Source organism: Terrabacter sp. 2YAF2 (assembly GCF_052114705.1).
Taxonomy (GTDB): Bacteria; Actinomycetota; Actinomycetes; order Actinomycetales; family Dermatophilaceae; genus Terrabacter.
This window is the reverse complement of sequence record NZ_JBFRFG010000003.1, coordinates 206,278-228,293: the sequence shown is the minus strand read 5'-3', so window position 1 is coordinate 228,293 and position 22,016 is coordinate 206,278. Positions and strand designations below refer to the sequence as shown.

At 70.4% G+C, this 22,016-nt stretch carries 17 protein-coding genes; 11 read left to right on the top strand and 6 right to left on the bottom strand.

Annotation, left to right across the window (positions count from 1 at the left end):
* Nucleotides 1-167 precede the first annotated feature (167 nt).
* Nucleotides 168-1,313 carry a MerR family transcriptional regulator gene (locus AB4030_RS05180; protein ID WP_442278126.1) on the bottom strand — a complete coding sequence of 382 codons (1,146 nt, stop codon included), beginning with the start codon at nt 1,311-1,313 and terminating at the stop codon, nt 168-170.
* 141 nt (nt 1,314-1,454) lie between these two features.
* Between AB4030_RS05180 and AB4030_RS05175 the strand changes: the two genes are divergently transcribed.
* From AB4030_RS05175 to uvrA, 4 genes are all read left to right on the top strand, one after another.
* On the top strand, nt 1,455-2,573 hold the full coding sequence (locus tag AB4030_RS05175) for a lipid II:glycine glycyltransferase FemX (RefSeq protein ID WP_442278125.1): 1,119 nt from the start codon (nt 1,455-1,457) through the stop codon (nt 2,571-2,573).
* 6 nt (nt 2,574-2,579) lie between these two features.
* Nucleotides 2,580-3,596 carry an alanine racemase gene (locus tag AB4030_RS05170; RefSeq protein WP_442278124.1) on the top strand — a complete coding sequence of 339 codons (1,017 nt, stop codon included), beginning with the start codon at nt 2,580-2,582 and terminating at the stop codon, nt 3,594-3,596.
* 145 nt (nt 3,597-3,741) lie between these two features.
* A complete protein-coding gene (locus tag AB4030_RS05165) occupies nt 3,742-4,506 on the top strand; it encodes a GNAT family N-acetyltransferase (protein WP_442278123.1) in 765 nt (254 codons plus the stop codon).
* 9 nt (nt 4,507-4,515) lie between these two features.
* Nucleotides 4,516-7,005: an excinuclease ABC subunit UvrA gene (gene uvrA / locus AB4030_RS05160; RefSeq protein WP_442278122.1), complete on the top strand. Its 2,490-nt coding sequence runs from the start codon at nt 4,516-4,518 to the stop codon at nt 7,003-7,005.
* Between the two features lie 9 nt (nt 7,006-7,014).
* Here uvrA and AB4030_RS05155 read toward each other — a convergent pair whose 3' ends face one another.
* Nucleotides 7,015-7,920, bottom strand: coding sequence for a universal stress protein (locus tag AB4030_RS05155; protein WP_442278121.1), 906 nt, complete (start codon nt 7,918-7,920; stop codon nt 7,015-7,017).
* A gap of 3 nt (nt 7,921-7,923) precedes the next feature.
* Complete coding sequence (locus AB4030_RS05150) at nt 7,924-9,741, bottom strand: amino acid permease (protein ID WP_442278120.1); 1,818 nt, start codon at nt 9,739-9,741, stop codon at nt 7,924-7,926.
* Nucleotides 9,742-10,238: 497 nt separating this feature from the next.
* On the opposite strand from AB4030_RS05150, the gene AB4030_RS05145 reads away from it, so the two are divergent.
* Nucleotides 10,239-11,144: a molybdopterin-dependent oxidoreductase gene (locus AB4030_RS05145; RefSeq protein WP_442278119.1), complete on the top strand. Its 906-nt coding sequence runs from the start codon at nt 10,239-10,241 to the stop codon at nt 11,142-11,144.
* A 207-nt stretch (nt 11,145-11,351) separates the two neighbouring features.
* Here the strand turns inward: AB4030_RS05145 and AB4030_RS05140 are convergent, their stop codons facing one another.
* Nucleotides 11,352-13,709: an arylsulfatase gene (locus AB4030_RS05140; RefSeq protein WP_442278118.1), complete on the bottom strand. Its 2,358-nt coding sequence runs from the start codon at nt 13,707-13,709 to the stop codon at nt 11,352-11,354.
* Nucleotides 13,710-13,896: 187 nt separating this feature from the next.
* On the opposite strand from AB4030_RS05140, the gene AB4030_RS05135 reads away from it, so the two are divergent.
* From AB4030_RS05135 to AB4030_RS05125, 3 genes are all read left to right on the top strand, one after another.
* A complete protein-coding gene (locus AB4030_RS05135; protein WP_442278117.1) occupies nt 13,897-14,805 on the top strand; it encodes a formylglycine-generating enzyme family protein in 909 nt (302 codons plus the stop codon).
* Between the two features lie 79 nt (nt 14,806-14,884).
* A complete protein-coding gene (locus AB4030_RS05130) occupies nt 14,885-15,229 on the top strand; it encodes a nuclear transport factor 2 family protein (protein ID WP_442278116.1) in 345 nt (114 codons plus the stop codon).
* Nucleotides 15,230-15,358: 129 nt separating this feature from the next.
* Nucleotides 15,359-16,741 carry a M1 family metallopeptidase gene (locus AB4030_RS05125; protein ID WP_442278115.1) on the top strand — a complete coding sequence of 461 codons (1,383 nt, stop codon included), beginning with the start codon at nt 15,359-15,361 and terminating at the stop codon, nt 16,739-16,741.
* Nucleotides 16,742-17,285: 544 nt separating this feature from the next.
* Here AB4030_RS05125 and AB4030_RS05120 read toward each other — a convergent pair.
* Entirely contained in the window at nt 17,286-18,077 is a 792-nt protein-coding gene (locus tag AB4030_RS05120) for an alkaline phosphatase family protein (RefSeq protein WP_442278114.1), read from the bottom strand.
* 212 nt (nt 18,078-18,289) lie between these two features.
* Between AB4030_RS05120 and AB4030_RS05115 the strand changes: the two genes are divergently transcribed.
* On the top strand, nt 18,290-18,700 hold the full coding sequence (locus tag AB4030_RS05115) for a VOC family protein (protein ID WP_442278113.1): 411 nt from the start codon (nt 18,290-18,292) through the stop codon (nt 18,698-18,700).
* Nucleotides 18,701-18,779: 79 nt separating this feature from the next.
* Complete coding sequence (locus tag AB4030_RS05110) at nt 18,780-20,207, top strand: glycosyltransferase (protein ID WP_442278112.1); 1,428 nt, start codon at nt 18,780-18,782, stop codon at nt 20,205-20,207.
* Nucleotides 20,208-20,251: 44 nt separating this feature from the next.
* Here AB4030_RS05110 and AB4030_RS05105 read toward each other — a convergent pair whose 3' ends face one another.
* The gene (locus AB4030_RS05105; protein ID WP_442278111.1) at nt 20,252-20,974 is read right to left on the bottom strand and encodes a hypothetical protein; all 723 of its coding nucleotides are present in this window, start codon (nt 20,972-20,974) and stop codon (nt 20,252-20,254) included.
* A gap of 73 nt (nt 20,975-21,047) precedes the next feature.
* Here AB4030_RS05105 and AB4030_RS05100 point away from each other — a divergent pair, with 73 nt between their 5' ends.
* The gene (locus AB4030_RS05100; protein WP_442278110.1) at nt 21,048-21,977 is read left to right on the top strand and encodes a patatin-like phospholipase family protein; all 930 of its coding nucleotides are present in this window, start codon (nt 21,048-21,050) and stop codon (nt 21,975-21,977) included.
* Nucleotides 21,978-22,016: the final 39 nt, after the last annotated feature.

The window sequence follows — 22,016 nt, the reverse complement described above, 5'->3', positions numbered from 1 at the left end:
GGGTTCGCGAATGCCGTGTGGCGAGCTCGTCGTGGGCAGCAGGGTGGGCGTGGGGTCGGGGTCGGGCACACCGGCGCGGCAGCACCGGCACGGCGTGTAGCCGCCGTTGCCGGACTCGTGCCAGGGCTGCTGGTGGGTGCAGCTGCGACACAGGTGGACGAGGACGCTCACCGGCGCCGGCCCTCGGGCGCGACGGGCATGAGGACGGAGAAGCCGGCGCCGTTCCCACGGATCGCGAGCGGGCGCAGCGGACCGTCGAGCACCAGGGTGGGACGCGGTCCCGCCACGGCGAGCGCCTCGTGGAGGAACTCCGGGTCGACGAAGACATCCGCGCTGCCGGCCTCGTCCGACGGCGCGAGGTGCACGGAACCGTCGCGCACGACGAGGCCGACCGATCGCAGCTCGAGCGGCAGGAGTGCCGGCAGCCCCGCTGCGTCCACGGGGTCCCGGCTCGGTTCCGAGGCGACGATGCTCCGGTAGTCGGGGAACGAGCCCGGGACGACCGGGGTCGCGAGCAGCTCGCCGTCGACGACCACCCCCACCCGACCGGGCCCCACCTCGACCACCACCTCGGCGTCCGGGTCCGCGCGCGCACAGGCCTCGGCGACCCGGTCCGCCCAGCTGACGGGGACGACAGCGGTCACGGGCTCGGTCGGCAGGTCGACGTGCCCGCCGAGCGCCGGGGCCCACCCGACCGCGAGGCGGTAGCGGTCGGTCGCGACCCACCGCACCTCCCCGCTGCACAGCTCGACGAGGATCCCGGTCAGCACGCGCAGGTCGACCCCGCCGGGCGCACCGGCCACCGGCTCCCCCGGCGCGACGGCGAACCGGACCGATCTCATGGCTGCGACGAGGTCGGCGGCGCGGACCGCGACCCGGCGGCCCGCTCCCCCGCCTCGCCCGCCTCGCTCGCCTCCGCCTGCTCCCCTGGCGTCGCGCCCGGCGCCCTCGGCGAGGAGCGCCAGGGTCCGCACGATCTCCCGCCGGGCGTCCGCGAGGCCGTCCACGAGCCGCTGCTCGTGTGCGGCGACGACGTCGGCCGCCGCACCGGACGCCCCGAGGGCGTCCTCGTCGAGCACGAGCGCCACCTCGGCGAGCGGCATGCCCACCCGGCGCAGCGACGCGAGCAGGCGCGCGGCGCGGACCTGCGCGACGGCATACCTCCGGTAGCCCGTCACGGGGTCGACGTCGGCGGGCACGAGCACCCCCTCGCGGTCGTAGAAGCGCAGGGCGCTCGCGGTGAGGCTGCTGCGACGGGCGACCTCACCGATCGTCAGGCGGTGGTCCGGCTCGGGCACGGGGTGGGCGGGCATGAGGAGAAGACTGGGCCCTCGACCGGGTCGAAGGTCAAGACCCCGTCGTGCCCGCACGCGGCGGTGGCGGGCGAGGGCGTATGCCGGGTGGCGGGCGAGGCGAGTCGGCCGCACCGTCGCGCTCGGGTAGCGTGAGCCAGCGTGAACTCGCCCATCTCCGTCCGTGACATCACTGCAGCCGAGCACCTCGCGTGGCTGCGGACCCAGCCGTCGGCGAGCTTCCTCCAGACACCCGCGTGGGCCGACGTGAAGAAGGACTGGCGCTCCGAGTCGGTCGGCTGGTTCGAGGGCGACGAGATGGTCGGCGCCGCGCTGGTGCTGCACCGCTCGCTGCCGCGGATCAAGCGGTCGCTGGCATACGTCCCCGAGGGGCCGTGCATCGACTGGTCCTCGCCACGGCTCGTCGAGCTGCTCCGTGCCCTGCGTGACCACCTCAAGGCCAAGGGTGCCTTCGCGCTGCGGGTCGGACCGCCCGTCGCGACGCACCGCTGGGGCACGGCGACGATCAAGGACGCCATCGCCGACCCGGCGATCCGTCGCTACGACGAGGCGGCCCCCGACGTCGTCGAGCCGGTGGGGACGGCCGTCGTCGCCCAGCTGGAACGACTGGGCTTCCGGCACCTCAGTCCCGAGGATGGCTTTGCCGCCGGGCAGCCGGAGTACGTCTTCCAGGTGCCGCTCGCGGGACGCACCGAGGCCGACGTGCTCGCCGGGATGAACCAGCTGTGGCGCCGCAACATCAAGAAGACCGTCAAGAACGGCGTGAAGGTGCGCGTCGGTGACGCCACCGACCTGCCTGCCTTCCACCGCACCTACGTCGAGACCGCCGAGCGCGACCGGTTCACCCCGCGCGGGCTCGCGTACTTCGAGCAGATGTATGCCGCCCTGGCGTCCGAGGACCCGGAGCGGATCCGCGTCTACCTCGCGGAGCACGACGGCGACGTCCTCGCCGCGACGATCTTCATCCGCGTCGGCGAGCACGCGTGGTACTCCTACGGCGCGTCGTCGGCGGCCAAGCGCGAGCTCCAGGGGTCGACGGCGATCCAGTGGCGGATGATGCAGGACTCCCTTGACGCGGGCGCTGCGGTCTACGACCTGCGTGGCATCACGAACACCGTCGACGAGGCCAACCCCCACATCGGCCTCATCCGGTTCAAGGTGGGCACGGGCGGCGAGGCCGTGCGGCTGGCCGGCGAGTGGGACCTGCCGCTGAATCGCTTGCTCTACAAGGCTTTCGACCTCTACATGAAGCGGCGGTGACGCATCGTGTCCTTCGTCCTGCACGTCGACGGTGAGCGCTGGCGCGCCGGTCACGACCGCTTCGTCGCCGACCACCCCGGCGTCGTCCCGGTGATCAAGGGCAACGGCTACGGCTTCGGCCGCGACCTGCTGTGCGCCGAGTCCACCCGGATGGGCGTCCCGATGGTCGCTGTCGGCACGTATGCCGAGGTCCCTTCTGCCCTGGCCGAGTTCGGCGGCGACGTGCTCGTCATGGAGCCCTTCCGGGCGGCCATCCACTCCGGGCAGCCCCAGGTCGCCGACCGTCGCCTCATCCACACGGTGACGAACCACGCCGATGTCTCGAGCCTCCGGGGTGGCTTCGGCGATGCGCGGGTCGTCGTCGAAGGCCTGACGTCGATGAACCGCTTCGGGGCCCCTGCTGCCGACGTCGCCGAGCTCGCGGGGTCGGCGGACGCCGTCGGCGTGACGCTCCACCTGCCGCTCGGCACCGGTCACGTCGAGGAGATCGCGGGCTTCATCGCCGCCGTCCCCGGCGTGCTCACGTGGTTCGTCTCGCACGTCTCTGCAGCCGAATTGGGCACTCTCGCAAAGCGATTCCCAGAGCATGAGTTCCGCCCACGCATCGGCACCGACCTCTGGTATGCCGACAAGGGCTCCTACGAGGTGCGCGCGCACGTGCTCGACGTGCGGCCGGTCAGCAAGGGCACGCGCGTCGGCTACCGGCAGCGCGCCGTCGCCGCCGGGCACCTCGTCGTCGTCAGTGGCGGCACGTCGCACGGTGTCGCCATGGAGAGCCCGTCGTCGGCCGCGACGGCCCGGTCGCGGGCGATCGCGGTCACCGAGGGCGTCCTCGAGGCGGCCCACCGGGTGCGGTCGCCGTTCACGGTGTCCGGGGTGATGCCGCGCTTCGCGGAGCCGCCGCACATGCAGTGCAGCCTCATCGTGCTTCCCGAGGGCGTCACTCCCCCGCAGGTCGGCGACGAGGTGACGGTCCGGATGCGGCTGACCACGACCACGCCGGACGCCGTCGTCGTCTCCTGACCCCAGAGGCGACCTGGTCGGCCGGCAGGCACGCCCAGGCAGACTGGCCGGAACGAACCGCCGAAACGGGGGCGGAACGCATACCTCAGGCACCTCGCTCCGGCCGGTCCGCCCGCACGGCCCAGCCAAGCGGCACCATGTCGGTGTGAAGCTCACGATCTCCCGGCTCGCCGACCGGCCCGATCTCGCCGAGGCCATGTGGACCATGCCCAGCTCGTGGCCGGAGTTCATGCGGCACGACCCCATCGGCGGCCTCTACTACGGCAACGTCGAGACCCGTTTCGCCGAGTTCGTCCTCATCGCGCAGGACGACGCTGGCGAGGTCGTCGCGGTCGCCCACTCGATCCCCTTCGAGCAGGGCGACGGCGCGCTGCCCGAGAACGGGTGGGACTTCGTCATCCGCAACGGTCTGCTGACCAGCCTGCACGGCCGCCAGCCCGACACCGTCTCGGCGATCGAGATCGCCGTCCGGCCGGACCGCCAAGGGCAGGGGCTGTCCGGGCAGATGCTCGCGGCGATGCGCGAGAACGCGGCCCGGCACGGGTTCGCCACGCTCGTCGCCCCCGTCCGACCCAACGGCAAGGACGACGTCGACGAGCCGATGAGGACGTATGCGTTCCGGGTGCGTGAGGACGGTCTGCCGGTCGACCCGTGGCTGCGGGTGCACGTGCGAGCGGGTGGCCGCATCCACGCAGTGGCCCCCCGCTCGATGGTCGTGCCCGGCACCCTCGAGGAGTGGCGGGAGTGGACCGGGCTGCCGTTCGACCGGACCGGACCGGTCCTCGTGCCTCGGGCGCTCACCCCGGTGCACTGCGACCTCGAGCACGGGGTGGCCGTCTACGTCGAGCCGAACGTCTGGGTCGTGCACCCGACCGGGGCCGGTGGTGCCCGCGGGGCCGGCAACGACTAGACAGGGGTGGTGCACAGCGACCCGACCGACCACTTCGTCCACGTCCGCGGCGCCGCGGAGCACAACCTCAAGACGGTCGACGTCGACCTACCGCGCGACGCCATGGTCGCCTTCACCGGTGTCTCTGGGTCGGGCAAGTCCTCGCTCGCCTTCGGCACGCTCTACGCGGAGGCACAGCGCCGCTACTTCGAGTCGGTCGCGCCCTACGCCCGCCGACTGCTCCAGCAGGTCGGTGCGCCGCACGTCCAGGAGGTCACCGGGCTGCCGCCCGCGGTGGCGCTGCAGCAGCGCCGTGGCGCTCCGAGCTCGCGCTCGACCGTGGGCACGCTGACGACGCTGTCGAACCTGCTGCGGATGCTCTACTCGCGCGCCGGCAGCTACCCCGAGGGCACCCAGCGTCTCGAGGCAGAGGCCTTCTCGCCCAACACCGCGGCCGGGGCGTGCCCCGAGTGCCACGGCCTCGGCGAGGCCCACGACGTGGCAGAGGACCTGCTCGTGCCGGACCCGTCGCTCACCGTCCGCGAGGGCGCCATCGCGGCGTGGCCGGGCGCCTGGCAGGGCAAGAACCTCGTGCGGGTCACGCGAGCCGTCGGCATCGACGTCGACGTGCCGTGGCGCGACCTGCCGAAGAAGGACCGCGACTGGCTGCTCTACACCGACGAGCAGCCGCGGGTGCTCGTCGACCGGAAGGGCGAGCCCGACGACTCGACGGGCCGCGACTACCACGGCACCTTCTGGAGCGCCCGCAAGCACGTCCGCCACACGCTCGCCGACACGAAGAGCCAGATGATGCGCGACAAGGCACTCCGCTTCGTCCGCAGCGTCCGGTGCCCGGCCTGCGGCGGCACGGGGCTGCGGCAGGACGCGCTCGCGGTGACGTTCCGCGGGCTCAGCATCGCGGAGGCGAACGCGCTGTCGTTCACCGACCTCTCGGCCCTGCTGCGACCCGTGGCCGAGCTGACCGAGGCCGGTCCGGCCACGTCGTCGGCCACGTCGGGCGAGGCCACCGAGGTGGCGGTCCGCCTCTGCACCGACCTCGTCGAGCGCATCGCGGTGCTGCTCGACCTCGGCCTCGGTTACCTGTCTCTGGGGCGGAGGTCGACGACGCTCTCCCCCGGTGAGGCCCAGCGCCTGCGCATCGCGACCCAGCTGCGCTCGGGGCTCTTCGGCGTCGTCTACGTGCTCGACGAGCCGTCGGCCGGGCTCCACCCGGCCGACGCCGAGCCGCTGCTCGGGGTCCTCGACGCGCTCAAGCGGTCGGGCAACTCGCTCTTCGTCGTCGAGCACGACCTCGACATCGTGCGGCGCACCGACTGGGTCGTCGACATCGGCCCGGGCGCCGGCGAGCAGGGTGGTCAGGTGCTCTACTCCGGCCCGGTCGAGGGGCTCGAGCAGGTCGAGGCGTCGGTCACCGGCCAGCACCTCTTCGGCCGCGCCGAGGTCTTGCAGCCGCACGAGCGCACGCCGCAGGGCTGGCTGCACCTGCGCGGCGTCAGCCGGCACAACCTCGATGCCCTCTCGGTCGACGTGCCCCTGTGCGTCCTCACCGCCGTGACCGGCGTCTCGGGGTCGGGCAAGTCGACGCTCGTGACCCAGGTGCTCGCCGAGCTCGTGCGCCGGCACCTCGGCCAGGCCCCCGACGACGCCGAGGAGACCGAGCTCGAGATCGACGTCGACGACGCGACCGGGCTCGAGTCGTTCGACCGCCTCGTTCGCGTCGACCAGCGCCCGATCGGACGCACGCCGCGCTCGAACCTCGCGACGTACACCGGCCTCTTCGACGCCGTGCGGAAGCTGTATGCCGCCACCCCCGAGGCGCGCGAGCGCGGTTACGGGCCGGGACGCTTCTCCTTCAACGTCGCCGAGGGCCGCTGCGAGACGTGCCAGGGCGAGGGGTTCGTGTCGGTCGAGCTGCTCTTCCTACCGGGCACGTATGCACCGTGCCCGACCTGCCACGGCGCCCGCTACAACGCGGAGACGCTAGAGGTGACCTACGACGGCAGAAACATCGCCGACGTGCTAGGCCTCACCGTCGACGAGGCGGCCGACTTCCTCGCCGACGTGCCCGCCGCCGCCCGGAGCCTGCTGACGCTGCGCGAGGTCGGCCTCGGCTACCTCCGCCTCGGGCAGCCGGCCACCGAGCTGAGCGGCGGCGAGGCGCAGCGGATCAAGCTCGCGACCGAGCTGCAGCGGGCCCGCCGTGGCCACGCGCTCTACCTCCTGGACGAGCCGACCTCCGGGCTGCACGCGGCCGACGTCGCGCTGCTGCTGCGTCAGCTGCACGCGCTCGTCGACGCCGGCAACACGGTCGTGCTCGTCGAGCACCATCTCGACACCATCGCCAGCGCCGACTGGGTCATCGACCTGGGCCCCGGCGGCGGGGACGAAGGCGGTCGCGTCGTGGCGGCTGGCACTCCGGAGGAGGTCGCACGGGTCGAGGGCAGTGCCACGGCGCCCTACCTGGCCAGACGGCTCTCGTCTCGCGAGGATCGTCGCTAGGGGGCGAGCTCAGTGGGTTCGGCGGCCCGGGGCCGGGACGAGGTAGACGGGAACCGGCGCCGAGCGGACGATCTTGGAGGCCCGGGAGCCGAGAAAGAGCCGGGCGGCCGGGGCCGACGAGCTCGGACCGACGACCAGAAGGTCGCCGTCGCTCCATTCGACGTCCCAGATCGCCTTGCTCCAGGACACACCCTCACCCACCACGAGCGATCGCGCGAGACGGTCACCCAGACGGCCGGCGTCGGCCGCCTCCACCTGCTTCAGGAGGGCATCCTTCAGGCGCTTCACCCACCGGTCGATGACGAGCTCGTCGGCCGACTCCTCCACCCCGCCGTAGAACCTCCGGGGAGGCCGGACGGCGAACGACACGACCCGCACTCCCGCGCCGAGCGCCTCGGCCAGTCGCGCCCCCACGACAGCCACGTGCCCCGCACCCTTGGATCCCCCGTAGCCGATGTTGACCCGGCGGACGCGTGCCGTCGCTCCGGCGCGATAGCCGCGCGGGGCGAGGAGCACCGGCAGCGGTGCGGAGTGCACGAGCCGGTCGGTGACGCTGCCGAGTGAGATCCGGCCGAGGGGGCCCTTGGTCGACGAGCCGAGCACGATGGCGGACGCGTCGACGTCGGCCGCCAGCTCGAGCAGGCCGCCGGGGATCGACGACGCCTGACGCACCTCGAAGGACGCCTCGACGCCGGTCGGCAGACTCGTTCTGGCCTGGTCGAGGACGGCGCGCCCCCAGTCCGTGAGCGGACCGACGTAGTCACCGTCGATGAAGTCCGGCACCCCCGCCGCATGCGGGGTCGTGACGACGACGGCGACGACCAGCGGCTCGCCGGTGGAGCGCGACAGCACGCCCGCCAGCTCGAGAGCCGAGGTGCCGCTGTCCTGGGCGGTGAAGGCGACGACGATCGTCATCGATCACACCTGCGCGACCAGCGAGGCCGCCTCGACGTGGGTCACCGGCACCCCGAGCTCGGCCGCGCGGTCGACGACCTCGAACCGTTGCCACACCGACTCGGCGGCGGGAAGCGTCACGATGACGATCTGGTCGGGATCGAACTGGCGCACCGCCGTGCGCAGGGCACGCAACGGCCGGTAGTCGCCGATGCCTCCGGAGGCGTCGAGATGGTGCGCCGTGAGCGCTTCGAGCGTCCGGTCCAGCCGCCCCTGCGCCGCCTCGGTCGTCGCATCCCGGACCGACACTGCGCCGTGGGTCGACGCCGTGCCGGTCTCCACCGCGCTGGCCGGGACACAGACGTAGTACGTCGCCTTGCCCATCGCGTCGATGCGCTGCAGCTCCCCGATCAGCTCGTCGGCCTCGAGCGTCTGGTTCGCCAGGACGAGCACGCGGCGCGCCTCGCCGGTCTGCGCGGGGGCAACCCGCTCGGGCAAGCGGGCGATGCGGGCCCGGTTGATGAAGAACAGGACGAGGACGACGGCGAACGACACGAGGCTCAGCACCAGCTGGATCCGCACGTCCTCGGTCAGTCCCATCTGGACCAGCACGAGCACGATGCCCAGGGTCGTGATCACGGAGAGCGCCGGGAACCACCACATCTTCACCTTGAGCGTCGACGGGTCGGCCCGGTAGCGCAGGATGATCTGCGAGATCGCGATGAGGAGGTAGACGAAGAGGATCACGGCGCCGGACGAGTTGAGCAGGAAGGAGAACACGGTGTCGGGCGAGACGGCCGCCATGATCACGGCGAGGAAGCCGACGACGGACGAGGCCAGGATGGCGACGACCGGAACGCCGCGCGAGTTGACCGACACCATCGAGGCCGGAGCCTCGCGTCGAGCCGCCAGGACGAAGAGCATCCGGGAGGCGGTGTAGAGGCCGGAGTTCAGGCACGAGAGGACCGCGGTGAGCACGACGGCGTTCATCACGTGGTCGGCATACGGGATGCCCATCTCCTTGAACGCCGCGACGTACGGGGACGCCTCGAGCGTGGCGGAGTTCCACGGCAGGATGACGCAGAGCAGGAAGATCGAGCCCACGAAGAAGATCGCGATGCGGGTGATCACCGAGTTGGCGGCCTTGGAGACGGCCCGCTCCGGGTCGTTCGACTCCGCTGCCGCGATCGTGGCGATCTCGGCGCCGACCATCGAGAAGATGACCGTCACGACCCCCGCCGTGATCGCCAGCTTGCCGTTCGGGAAGAACCCACCGTGTGCGGTGAGGTTGCTGAAGTCGAGGTTGGCATTGGGCCAGATCCCGAGCACGAACAGCCCACCGCAGACGAGGAAGACGATGATCGCGCCGACCTTGATCCCCGCGAACCAGAACTCGAACTCGCCGAACGACGAGACCGAGATGAGGTTGGTGCCCGTCATGAGGAGCATGAGGACGAGGCTGAGCACCCAGGTCGGCACGCCCGGGAGCCAGAAGTTGAGCACCTTGGCCCCGGCCACGGCCTCGAAGCCCACGACGATGACCCAGAAGTACCAGTACAGCCAGCCGACGGAGAAGCCGGCCCAGTCGCCGAGCGCCTTGCGGGAGTAGTCGGCGAACGAGCCCGTCGACGGGTTGGCCACGGCCATCTCGGCGAGCATCCGCATCACCAGGATGATGAGGACACCGCACAACGCGTACGTGAGGAACGCGCCGGGTCCGGTGTCGTGGATGACCGTTCCCGACCCGACGAACAGGCCGGCCCCGATCACGCCGCCCATGGCGATCATCGTCAGCTGTCGCTGGTTGAGCGTCTTCTTCAGCTCGGGACCGGCGCCGGACACGTCAGGCCCCCGGAGACGTGATGGGCGGACGGCAGGATTTCACGTGACGAGACATGGACGTATCCCTCTCGATCGGTCCGAAGTGGCAGTGCTCCCCCTCGACGATCTGCCCAAAGTAGCCACAGTGTGGTGATCTGTCTATGCCGGGTCCAACCTCGCGGCGTCTGTGTCTTGCCCCCGAATGACTCACGGGGGCAACGGTCCTCGTCGCCCGGATCCGGTGCACCTGAGTCCGCGACGGTGGCTCACCATGGGCAACGACTCTCTCGCCGCACCTGCGGCATACGTTCTGCCCGTTCACCCACCTTCGTGAGAAAGCAGGGCGAGGAAACGCTCTGCGTCGCGACACTAACTGGTCCCCGCGGCACACTGGGTTGATGGTCATATCGCCCCGGCGGAGCCGGTGGACGAACCTCGCGCTCCTCGTGCTCCTGGCGGGTTCGTTTGTGACCGGCTGGGTGGCCTTCGGAATCGAGGGCTGGCCTGGATCCAGGACCGTGAGCTGGGTCCACGGCGTCCTGGGCCTCGGCATCCTGGTGCTCGCCCCGTGGAAGAGCGTGATCGTCAGACGCGGCTTGCGCCGTCGCCGCAGGCACGCGGTGGCGCTCGTGTTCGCCATTGTCGTTGCGGTCAGCTTGGTCGCCGGAATCGTGCACGCCACGCTCGGTCCGCTTCAGGTCGCCGGGTTCAATGTGCTCGCCGTGCACGTCGCGGCCGCAGTGGCAGCCGTACCACTCGCTCTGCGCCATGTGGTCCGCCGACGGCAGCGGGTCCGCGCGACCGACCTGTCTCGACGAACGGCGCTGCGCGCGATCGCCGTCGCCGGCACCGCCGCACTGGCGTACGCAGCTCTGGAGTCCGCTACGTCGCTGGCCGGGCTCGCTGGGGCACGACGCCGTGCAACCGGGTCCTACGAGCTCGGGTCGGGGCAACCCGCCTTGATGCCCGTCACGCAGTGGTTCACCGACGATGTGCCCACCATCGACCCGGCGGCCTACGAGCTGCAGGTCGGCCGACCCGGCGAGCGAACGCTGCGGATCTCCCACGACGACCTGCTCGCGATGACCAGCACGACCCGGTCGGCAGTCCTCGACTGCACCGGCGGCTGGTGGGCCGAACAGACCTGGCGAGGCGTCCAGCTCGACACGCTGCTCGGCCCCCACACCTCCGGATCGATTGCGGTGCGTTCGGTGACGGGCTACACCAGACGCTTCCCATCCGAGGACGCTCCCACCCTGCTGCTCGCTACGCACGTAGGAGGCATACCGCTCTCGCCCGGCCATGGCGGGCCCGTCAGGCTGGTCGCCCCCGGACGCCGTGGCTTCTGGTGGGTCAAGTGGGTCCAGCACGTCAGTCTCGAATCACGGCCCTGGTGGTCGCAGTCGCCGTTCCCTCTCCAGTGAGACACCCCCGGCCGCCGCAGCGACACATCGAGACCGCCAAGCGTGCCGAGACCCGAAGCCGACGCATCGAGCAGTTCGTCGCCAGGCCCGCGCGGGGAGAAACCGTCCACCCCAACACCGCCAGGCGCCAGGATGATCACCGCGACGCGTAGCTGGACGCAGCCGCGCAGCAGTCTGTCCTCCTCCCTCCGAGGCACCTTTCGCCGCTCACTCGCGCATCAGCATCCCCTGGGCTTCTCGCTCCAGGTCGATGTACGGCTCGCCACTGACGTCGACGGCGACCCGCTTGATCGTGCCTCCGGTGAAGCGGTAGGGGCGCTCGCCGGGATAGTCCTGTGTCACCGGATCGCCGACGTCGCGGCCGACGGCCAGGCCCTCGCCCGCGATCATGTAGCTGCCGGGCTGGAGCTTGATCCGCCCCTCACCGACCTTCGTGTCGCCGTGGAAGAGGGACAGGATGCCGGTCGCCACCGGTGTGACTTCGCCGTCGTCCTTCTCGAAGGACGCTGCCAGGATGAGGTTTTCGCCGGTCGGCAGGTCCTGCGTCGCGACCACTCTCTGCTCGACGATGCCGACGAAGCTGTTGACGTAGTGCAGCCGGTTGTCCTTGACGTAGAGGCTGTGACCACCGAAGCGGGACCCCTGCGCGAAGAGCACGCCCTGGGCACCCGGCTCGGGAAGGTCGACCAGCGCGCCGATGACGAACGACCGGCCCCGAACGACGACGGCCTGGGCCTCGGGCACCTCGGCGTGGTTGGGGTAGTAGACGTAGCGGCCCCGCGGCGCGGAGAGCTGCGGGCGCGGTGACACGAGGATCTCCAGCGCCGACCGGTCGTCGAGCGGGAAGCCCTCGTTGGCGCCGGCCTCGGCGTACCAGAGGTTGACCATCTCGCGGAGCTTGTCGGGTTGCTCGGCCGCGAGGTCGTGCAGCTCGGAGCGGTCGACGTCGACGTGGTAGAGCTCCCACTGGTCCTCGTTGAAGTGCCCCCACCCGCTGATCGTCGGGTGGGTGGTGACGGCCTTCCAGCCGTCGTGCCAGATGCCCCGCGACCCGAGCATCGAGTAGAACTGCGTCTGCCGCTCGCCGGGGGCGTTGGCGTCATCGAAGCTGTAGCGCATGCTCACGCCGTCGAAGTGGCTCTGGGTGTGGCCCTTGATGGTGGCCGGGGCGTCGATGCCGAGGGCGTCGAGCACGGTGGGCACCAGGTCGATCGCGTGGTGGTACTGCTCGCGGATCTCGCCCTTGGCGGTCATGCCGGCCGGCCAGGAGATCACGCACGGGTCGGAGGTGCCACCGTTGAGCTCGTAGCGCTTCCACATCTTGAAGGGCGTGTTGAACGCCATCGCCCACCCGTTGGGGTAGTGGTTGTAGGTCTTCGGCCCACCCAGGTCATCGAGCATGGCGAGGTTGGCGTCGATGTCGTCGGGGATCCCGTTCATGAACAGCATCTCGTTGACCGACCCGTTCGGGCCGCCCTCGCCGCTGGCCCCGTTGTCCGACACGAGGATGACCAACGTGTTCTCCCGCTGGTCGGTCTGCTCGAGGTAGGTGAGCAGCCGACCGATCTGGGCGTCCGCGTGGGAGAGGAACCCGGCATACACCTCGGCCATCCGGGAGAAGAGCCGCTGCTCCTGTTCCGACAACGAGTCCCACGGACGGGTGGTGTCCACGGGAGGGAAGGGCTGCCCCTCGGGACCGGTGCGCGTCTCCGGGGTGCCGAGCGGGTTGATCGCCGGCAGCTCGGTGTTCGGCGGGACGATACCCATCTCGATCTGGCGGGCCAGCGTGGTCTCGCGCATCGCCTCGTAGCCCTCGTCGAACCGGCCCGCGTACTTCTCGATCCACTCCTTGGGGGCGTGGTGCGGTGCGTGGCAGGCGCCGGGGGCGTAGTAGAGGAAGAACGGCTTCTGCGGCGCCACCGCCTTGGCGTCCATGATGAACTCGATCGCCTTGTCGGTGATGTCCTCGCCGAAGTGGTAGCCCTCCTCGGGCGACCTCGGCTGGTCCACGGGATGGTTGTCGTAGGTCAGCTCCGGGTACCACTGGCTGGTCTCGGCGCCGAGGAAGCCGTACCACCGCTCGAAGCCTCGTCCCGTCGGCCAGTTCCGACGCGTCGACGCGAGGTTCATCTCGACGGTCGGGCACAGGTGCCACTTGCCGACCATGTAGGTGTTCCAGCCCCGCTCGCCGAGGATCTCCGACAACATGCCGTTCTCGGGCGGGATGGTGCCGCTGGCGTTGGCGAAGCCGCTGGCGCCCTCGGTGATGCAGGCCATGCTGTTGCGGGTGTGGTTGCGCCCCGTGAGCAGGCAGGAGCGCGTCGGCGAGCACAGCGCGGTGGTGTGCCACTGGGTGTAGCGGACTCCGTCGCCCGCGATCTTGTCGATGTTCGGGGTCTCGATCGGACCGCCGTAACAGCTCATCGCCGAGAAGCCCACATCGTCGAGCACGATGTAGACGACGTTGGGCGACCCGTCCGGCGCCTTCGGCGGCGCGAAGGGCCCCCAGTCCTCCACGGAGTCCCGGATGTCGACGTTGACCTTGCCCTTGAACGGGACGCTCATGGCTCCTCGAATCTGTTTCGTGACGAAGGCGACTGCTCGCCCGCCGAGTTCGAGCGCGCCAGGTCGGCTCGCCTTCCCCCGAGACAACAGCCATCGCGACGCCGCGGCATCGCCCGGACGGGGTGACGTGTCGCCGTGCCTCAGCGTCCGCCTGCCGCAACGAGGGTCTCGGGGTAGCCTCTCAAGCGTGACGACGCCCACGGGGCTGACGGCGCTGGTCGAGGTGTCGGGCGGCTCGTTCGCCATGGGAGCGGATCGCTTCTACCGGGACGAGGGCCCGATCCACGACGAGACCGTCGGTGCGCTCGCCGTCGAGCGCCACCCGGTGACCAACGCCCAGTTCGCACGCTTCGTCCGCGACACGGCATACGTCACCGTCGCCGAGCGACCCCTGGACCCGACGCTCTACCCCGGCGTCGCGCCCGAAGACCTCGCCCCGGGGGGACTCGTCTTCCGGCCGACTCCCGGACCGGTGGACCTCGGCGACTGGCGCCAGTGGTGGACCTGGGTGCCCGGCGCCACGTGGCGTGAGCCCTTCGGCGAGGGCAGCGCACTCACCGGGAAGGACGACCACCCCGTCGTGCAGGTGGCGTTCGAGGACGCGACCGCGTATGCCGCGTGGGCCGGTCGGCGCCTGCCCACCGAGGCCGAGTGGGAGCACGCCGCCGGCGGAGGTACCGGCACGACGTACGCGTGGGGCGACGAGGTCCGTCCGGACGGACGCCTCATGGCCAACACCTGGCAGGGCCGGTTTCCGTATCTCAACACCGGCGCCGACGGCTGGGTCGGCACGTCGCCCGTGGGCTCGTTCCCGCCCAACCATCTCGGCCTCGAAGACCTGATCGGCAACGTCTGGGAGTGGACGACGACGACGTATGCCGACCGTCACGTCGTGCAGCACGCGTGCTGCTCGCCCGCGCGGCCAACGGAAGCCGACGGCTCGACGACGGACCCGTCGGTCCGGAAGGCGCTCAAGGGCGGCTCGCATCTCTGCGCGCCCGAGTACTGCCTGCGCTACCGTCCGGCCGCCCGCTCCCCGCAGTCGGTCGACACGTCGACGACGCACATCGGTTTCCGCTGCGTCGTTGACCGCTGACCCCGCTGACCGCAGGGTTTCGCGGGCGGTCCCGCGGGCGGTCCCGCGGCGGGGGCATCATGGACCATAGGAGGCGAGGATGAGCGACGAGACCCGTGAAGCGATCCAGCGGTTCCACGACGCACTCAACAGTCACGACATCGACGCGTTGACGCTGGTGGTGCATGAGGAGTGCGTCTTCGAGACCACCAACCCGCCCGACGGCACCCGGCACATCGGCCGTGCGGCGGTGTTGAGTGCGTGCCAGGAGTTCTTCGTCCAGTCTCCGGAGGCGCGGTTCACGATGGAGGAGGTCACGACCTTCGAGGACCGGGCGTTCGTCCTGTGGCGGTACGACTGGGCCGACGGGCACGTTCGTGGCGTCGATGTGATGCGCGTGCGGGACGGGAAGGTCGTCGAGACGTTCGCGTACGTGAAGGGGTAGCGCCTGCTTCACTCGATGCCGCTGTCGACTCGCCGACATGCCGACAGCATTCCCTGAAAGCAGGCATCGCGGCCCGGTCCCCGCCCTACCCTCGAAGGGTCCACGATGACAACCAGGGGGTTGGCGAGGATGTTCACACGACGGACGAGTGCCCTGCTCGCGGCGTCTGCGGTGGTCCTGATCAGCGCGGGACCGGCGGTGGCGGGCATCTACACGCCAGGATCCTCCGGAGCAGGCGACCCCTACTTCCCACAAGCGGGAAACGGCGGCTACGACGTCTCCCACTACTCCCTGACCCTGGGCTACGAACCCGCTTCGAAACAGCTCACCGGCAGGGCTGTCATCACCGCGACCGCGACGCAGAACCTCTCGCGATTCGACCTGGACCTCCGGGGCTTCACCATCTCCAAGGTGCAGGTGAACGGCTCTCCAGCAGCCTACGAGCGTGCCGGCGACCAGGAGCTCGTCATCACACCCAGCAGCGGTCTTCGCGTCGGTCGCTCGTTCACGGTCTCGATCGCGTATGCCGGTGTGCCCCGAGTGGTGACCGACCCCGACGGGTCGATCGAGGGGTGGGTCCCGACCGCTGACGGCGCCTTCGTCGTCGGGGAGCCGCAGGGCTCACCCGGCTGGTACCCGGTCAACGACACCCCGCAGGACAAGGCGACCTTCGACTTCCACGTCACCGTTCCCGAGGGCCTCACCGTGATGGCGAACGGCGTGCTCGTGTCGCACCGGTCGTCGGGAGGACGCACGACCTGGGTCTGGCGAGAGAGCGACCCGATGGCTCCGTATCTCGCCACAGCCACCCTCGGTCGCTTCGACCTGACGGTCTCGAAGGTCGGAACCATCCCCTCCTACGTCGCCATCGACCCGACCCTCCCCTCGGGCAACGTCTTCCGGAAGCTTCCGCAGATCGTGCAGTTCTACGAGTCGATCTACGGGCCCTATCCGTTCAACGCCGTCGGCTCCGTCGCGGACAACGCCCCGGCCGTGGGCTACTCGCTCGAGACGCAGACGAAGCCGGTCTACGACCGGATGCCGGATGAGACGACGGTTGCCCACGAGCTCTCGCACATGTGGCTCGGAGACTCGGTCACTCTCCGCCGCTGGCCGGACATCTGGCTCCATGAGGGTTTCGCGACGTGGTCGGAGTGGATCTGGAGCGAGCACAACGGCCAGAAGAGTGCCCAGGGCTACTTCGACACGCTGTACAACACCCCCGCCTCGAAGACGTCGTTCTGGGCTCCCCCGCCCGGCAACCCGGGAGACGCGGCGCACCTCTTCGACGGGACGGTCTACGACCGTGGCGCGATGACGGTGCAGGCGCTGCGGAACAAGGTCGGTGACGACACGTTCTTCCACATCATGCGCGCCTGGGTGACGCAGAACCGCTACGGCAATGTCACGACCTCCCAGTTCATCGCCCTGGCCGAGAAGATCTCGGGGATGAACCTCGACCACTTCTTCGACGTCTGGCTCTACCAGCCCCAGAAGCCGACCTCGTGGTGAGCCAGACAGGACCGGTGGGGCGCTGTCGTCAGTCCACGATGGGTTCCCAGACGAGCTCCGCAACGTCGATGACCAGATCGGAGCTCTGTGCCGCAGGGTCATCCGGCGCACGCACCTCGCCCACACACACGCATACGACATCGTTGAGGCGGCGGTAGCGGCGTTGTCGCTGAGGTGGAGGACGGAACCGACGATCTGACGTCGCCCTGGAGGGTAGGCACGACCGTAGCCGTGCCACTCGAACATCAGCGTCGCTCCGTCGTCCGTCTCGATGACGGCACGGAAGTCCGGACGGAAGGGCCCCGTCGCGGTCCGACGCTGCGGGAAGTTCACACCGCGGAAGCGGCCGGAGATCTGGCCCTCGCATCGCCCCTCGGCGATCATCAGGTGCTGCTCCCACCCGCCCTCGAGCCCGACCACCCAACTCTCCGGGTAGGTGAAGCGGATCCGGTACAGCTGCTCGAGCCTCAAGGTTGCACTCCCCACTGGCAGACGAACCCTCTGACAGGATCGCACGCCGCAGCGAGGCGACGCGCCCCTTCCCTCAGCGGCCGGCGAGATCCAGTCCGAAGGCCGTCGCCATCGAGGGGGCGGCGGCGGCCTCCCCGAGCGGCGCTGCCGCGACGACCTCGCTGTAGAGGCGGGCCAGCGAGTAGTGGCTCAGCGGCGTGGTGACGACGGCGCCGTGCAGCGACGGGTGCGCCACGGCGGTCAGGACGAGGTTGTCCTGGTGGTGGTCGTCCTCGTCGGCGGTGACCACGATCGCGAGATGTCCGGCCCTCCAGTCGGGACCGGCCATCACCGTCCCGATCTCGGTCCGGAGCCAGTCGTCGGCCACCGAGAGATCGCAGTCGTGGGCGTCGTTGCACAGGTCTGGGATCACCATGCCGGCGTTGGGCAGCCGTCCCGCGGCGGCATCCTTGCTCAGCTCCGGGAACGGCACGTCGTACTGGAGGCAGGAGGACCGCTCGCTGAGGTAGTACGGCCACGGGTTGTGCTTGACGACGTACTGTCCCGAGTTCTCCGGTGCGCAGTTGCCGGGCATCCCCTCGGCATACACCTTCGCCGTCTTGCCCACCGACAGCGCCTGGCCGAACACCGACGGCTGGTCGGTCGTGTGACTGGACGGCGGGGCATCATCGGTGACGCCGAACGTGCTGCCACCCGTCATCGCGAGATAGTTCGGCAGCGAGGGGTGCGCCACCGCGCGGTAGCTCGTCGCGTGGGCGAACTCCTGGCCCAGTGCTGCCGTGAACGGCATGGCTTCGCGCATCTGGTCCAACGAGTGGTTCTCGACGACGAACGTCAGCAGCTTGGTCACCTTCGTCGGCTGCACCGTGGCGAAAGTGGCGGGGGCGGGAGGGGCGGAGGGCTCTCCCGCCCCGCAGCCGGCGAGGCCAAGCAGTGCTGTTGCGATGACCAACCCCGCCACCTTGTGCGACACGTGTCCCCCATGGTCCGAAGCGGATTGCCGCGGAGACAGTACCGCGGGGTGCTCGATGCGGGCTGGGAATGCCGGCGTGAAGCGGCCGGTGGGAGAGTGGGCCGATGGAGATCCAGCTCAGCATGCTGATCCTCGAGGTTCGCGACCTGGCGACGTCGATCGCGTTCTACCGCGACGTCGGTCTCGACGTCCCCGATCCGGTGTCCGGTCGGCCGGTCGTCATTCACCGAATGGGCAGCGGCGTCAGCCTGCTGCTGACGACATCCTTCGCCGCCACTCACGATCCTGCCTGGACGCGCCCGGCTGGGGGCTACCAGCAGCTGCTCGAGTTCTATGTCGGCGACAACGCAGCGGTCGACCGGCGTTGGGCCGACCTCGTCGCCGCAGGCCATCCCAGCCGCATGCCACCCACCCAGACCGCGGGCCCCTACGCTGCCATGATCGACGACCCTGATGGCAACGTCGTCCTTCTCACCTCGGACGAGGCGGCGCGGGTCGACACGGACGACGCGTAGCGCCACCCGGCATACCCGGCCTGACGTCGGGTTGCGAGCGGAACGCTGGCAGGGCGTGCGGGGTGCGGGAAGATGAAGTATGCGTGAGGTGTCGGTGAGTGCCGAACCGATCGATCGTTTTGCCCGGGTGCTCCCGCCGGAACGGGTTGCGCTCCTGAAAGAGGCTGCCGACCGATCCTCCCTGCTGCTGAGGGGCCGGACGGTGTGGAACGTCAGCTCCACCGAGCGGGGTGGCGGCGTGGCCGAGATGCTCCAGACGTTGGTGGCCTACGGGCAGGGCGCCGGTGTCGAGACGCGCTGGTTCGTCCTCACGGGCGACGAGCGGTTCTTCACCGTGACCAAACGGTTGCACAACCTGCTCCACGGCTTCGCCGGGGACCGGGGCGGCCTCGACGAGGCCGACAGGGACCACTACCGCGATGTGATGGCCCGCAACCTCGAGGTCTGGCAGAACCGGGTGCATCCCGGCGACATTGTGCTGCTTCACGATCCGCAGACCGCCGGCATGGCGGGCGCGCTCCGGGACCGGGGCGCGCACGTCGTCTGGCGTTGTCACATCGGAGCCGACCGGGCCGACGGGCACACCGGCCGCGGCTGGGAGTTCCTCCGGCCGTTCGTCGAGGCCGCCGACGCGTGCGTCTTCTCGCGGAGAGAGTACGCGCCAGCCTGGCTGCCGACGCCCCGGGTCTGGGTGATACCGCCGTCGCTCGACCCGTTCAGCGCGAAGAACGCGCCCATGACGACCGACAGCATCCGGGGGGCCCTGCACCGGGCCGGTATCGTCGAGCAGCTCACGGGGGACGGCACTCTCGCGTTCGTCCGCCGCGACGGCACTGAGGGCACGGTCCGAGTCCACCGCGGTCTGTTGTTGGACGAGGACCGACCGTTGCCCCCGGCCGCCGACGTGCTGCTGCAGGTCAGCCGGTGGGACCACCTCAAGGACATGGCCGGCGTGCTCACCGGGTTCACCGACCACGTGGACCGCTTCCCCGACGGCGTGCACCTGCTGCTCGTGGGGCCGAACGTCGGTGGGGTGGGTGACGACCCCGAGGGCGCCCAGGTGCTCGGCGAGTGCCGGGGGCTGCGTGCCGCCCTTCCGCCGTCGAAGCGTGCCCGCGTGCACCTGTGCTGCCTTCCCATGGACGACGTCGACGAGAACGCACACCTCGTCAACGCGCTCCAGCGGCACGCGACCGTCGTCGTGCAGAAGAGCCTGATGGAGGGCTTCGGGCTGACCGTCACCGAGCCGATGTGGAAGAAGCGCCCGGTCGTCGCCTCGGCCGTGGGCGGCATCACCGACCAGATCGAGGACGGCCGCAGCGGGGTGCTGCTCGAAGACCCCACGGATCTCGAGCGCTTCGCCGCCCTCGCCGCGGGCCTCTTCAAGGATCCGGAACGTCGGGCGCGGCTCGGGGCCGCCGCCCACGAACGGGTGACCAGTGCGTACCTCGGCGACCGCCACCTGATCCAGTACGGCGAGCTGTTCACCTCCCTCGTCGCCGGCTGACGAGCGCGCACCCGTCTGCCCCGCGGACCGTGACCGGACCCGGTTCACGGGGGAAGGATGTTGATCACCCGGGACAGCACCACGACGAGGACCCCGAGGGAGATCATCGACTGGATCGCCATCAACCCTTTGACGCGGTGGGTCAGTGGGAGGGTGTCGGTGGGGCTGAACGCGACGACGTTGGTGAACGCCAGGTAGAGGTGGTCCGGGAATCGTGGCTGCCAGTCGGGTGGCGCCAGTCCCGGGGTGCCGGTCTGGGGGAACTGGAAGTCGGGATAGCGCCCGGCACCCGCCCGGCGCACGTCGGGGCCGCCGCCGTCGATCTGCCAGTAGAGCAGCCCGAACGTGACGATGTTGGCGGCGAGCAGGGTGACCGCCGTGACGAGGAGCTGGGTCACGGTGGGTGGCGACTCGCCTTCGGGGGTGCTTCGCAGGACGAGTGCCACGAGCCTGACCGCGGCGGCGGTGTTCGCCAGGATGAGAACGGCGACCAGCGACAGCACCAAGGGGCGAGCCGCCCGTGGGACGGGTCCCGGCTTCGCAGCCACGGCGAGGAGTATCAGGACCACGGCCGCTTCGATGGCGGGCACGACGAGCGGGGGTCCCTCACGCAGCTTCGCCGGCACCAGAACCTGCGGGAGGATGACGACGCAGAGGGCGACCAGTGCCCAGACGTAGGTCTCCGGCGCCGGAGCAGGGCCCGGCTGACCGGAACCGGCGCCGTGCGGTGTCTCCGGCTGGGGACCGGTTGACGGCTCGTCGGGCATGGGCCCATCATGCGCCGACCAGCGTCGACCGTCACCGGATCCGTCGACACGCCACTGGCGAAAGGCGACTCCCATGGACAGCAGACACCAGCAGGTCGACCCCACCGGACAGTCGGGCCACTCCACCGAGCGAGCGCTGGTTCTCGCCGGCGGCGGAGCGGCGGGCAATGCCTGGGAGCTCGGTCTCATTGCCGGACTGGCCGACGCCGGCATCGATGTGACCGGTGCCGACCTCATCATCGGGACCTCCGCAGGTTCGACGGTGGCTGCCCAGATCACCAGCGGCACCAGGCCGGCCGACGTGTATGCCGCCACCCTCGCCGAGGTGCACCAGCCCCGGACCGGCGGGGCCGGAGCGGGCACGGGACGCGCCCCGAGCGTCTCGGGCCCGAGCTACCTGGAGTGGTCGAACCGCGTCATCAGCTCGGCGACGGATCCGTCGGACATGCGCCGCAGGATGGGGGCTGCGGCGCTCGAGCTGGATGCCTCGGAAACGTCGAGCCGGACTCGCTGGCGCGACATCGTCGCCGCGCGGCTGCCCAGCCAGCAGTGGCCGCACCAGCGCGTGCTCATCACAGCCGTCGATGCGCAGACCGGCGAGCCCGTCGTCTTCGACCGCCACAGCGGAGTGGACCTCGTGGATGCCGTGGCGGCGAGCACCTCGGCGATGACGCCCTACCGCATCGGTGAGCGCCGGTACATCAACGGCGGCTACCGCCGCAGCGAGAACGCCGACCTTGCGGCGGGCTGCGGACGGGTGCTCGTGCTGTCTCCCTTCGGTGGCAGGACGCGCATGCCGCTCGAGTGGGGCATGGACCTTGCAACCCAGGTCGACGAGCTGCGCGCAGGCGGCAGCCGCGTGGAGACGGTGTTCCCGGACAGCGGCGCGGGTGACGTCTTCGACGCCAATGCGTTGGATCCGTCAACCCGTCCGCAAGCCGCCCGAGGGGGCTACCTCCAGGGCGCTGCTCTCGTGGAGGTGCTGACCGACTTCTGGCGCTGACGCCGGCCCGGCGCGTGGCTCATTCCGCCCACGTGGAGG

Coding starts and splice junctions, on each gene's coding strand:
- AB4030_RS05180 (WP_442278126.1), bottom strand. CDS start 1,313: ATGCCCGCCCACCCCGTGCCCGAGCCGGACCACCGCCTGACGATCGGT.
- AB4030_RS05155 (WP_442278121.1), bottom strand. CDS start 7,920: ATGACGATCGTCGTCGCCTTCACCGCCCAGGACAGCGGCACCTCGGCT.
- AB4030_RS05140 (WP_442278118.1), bottom strand. CDS start 13,709: ATGAGCGTCCCGTTCAAGGGCAAGGTCAACGTCGACATCCGGGACTCC.
- AB4030_RS05130 (WP_442278116.1), top strand. CDS start 14,885: ATGAGCGACGAGACCCGTGAAGCGATCCAGCGGTTCCACGACGCACTC.
- AB4030_RS05125 (WP_442278115.1), top strand. CDS start 15,359: ATGTTCACACGACGGACGAGTGCCCTGCTCGCGGCGTCTGCGGTGGTC.
- AB4030_RS05115 (WP_442278113.1), top strand. CDS start 18,290: ATGGAGATCCAGCTCAGCATGCTGATCCTCGAGGTTCGCGACCTGGCG.
- AB4030_RS05110 (WP_442278112.1), top strand. CDS start 18,780: ATGCGTGAGGTGTCGGTGAGTGCCGAACCGATCGATCGTTTTGCCCGG.
- AB4030_RS05105 (WP_442278111.1), bottom strand. CDS start 20,974: ATGCCCGACGAGCCGTCAACCGGTCCCCAGCCGGAGACACCGCACGGC.
- AB4030_RS05100 (WP_442278110.1), top strand. CDS start 21,048: ATGGACAGCAGACACCAGCAGGTCGACCCCACCGGACAGTCGGGCCAC.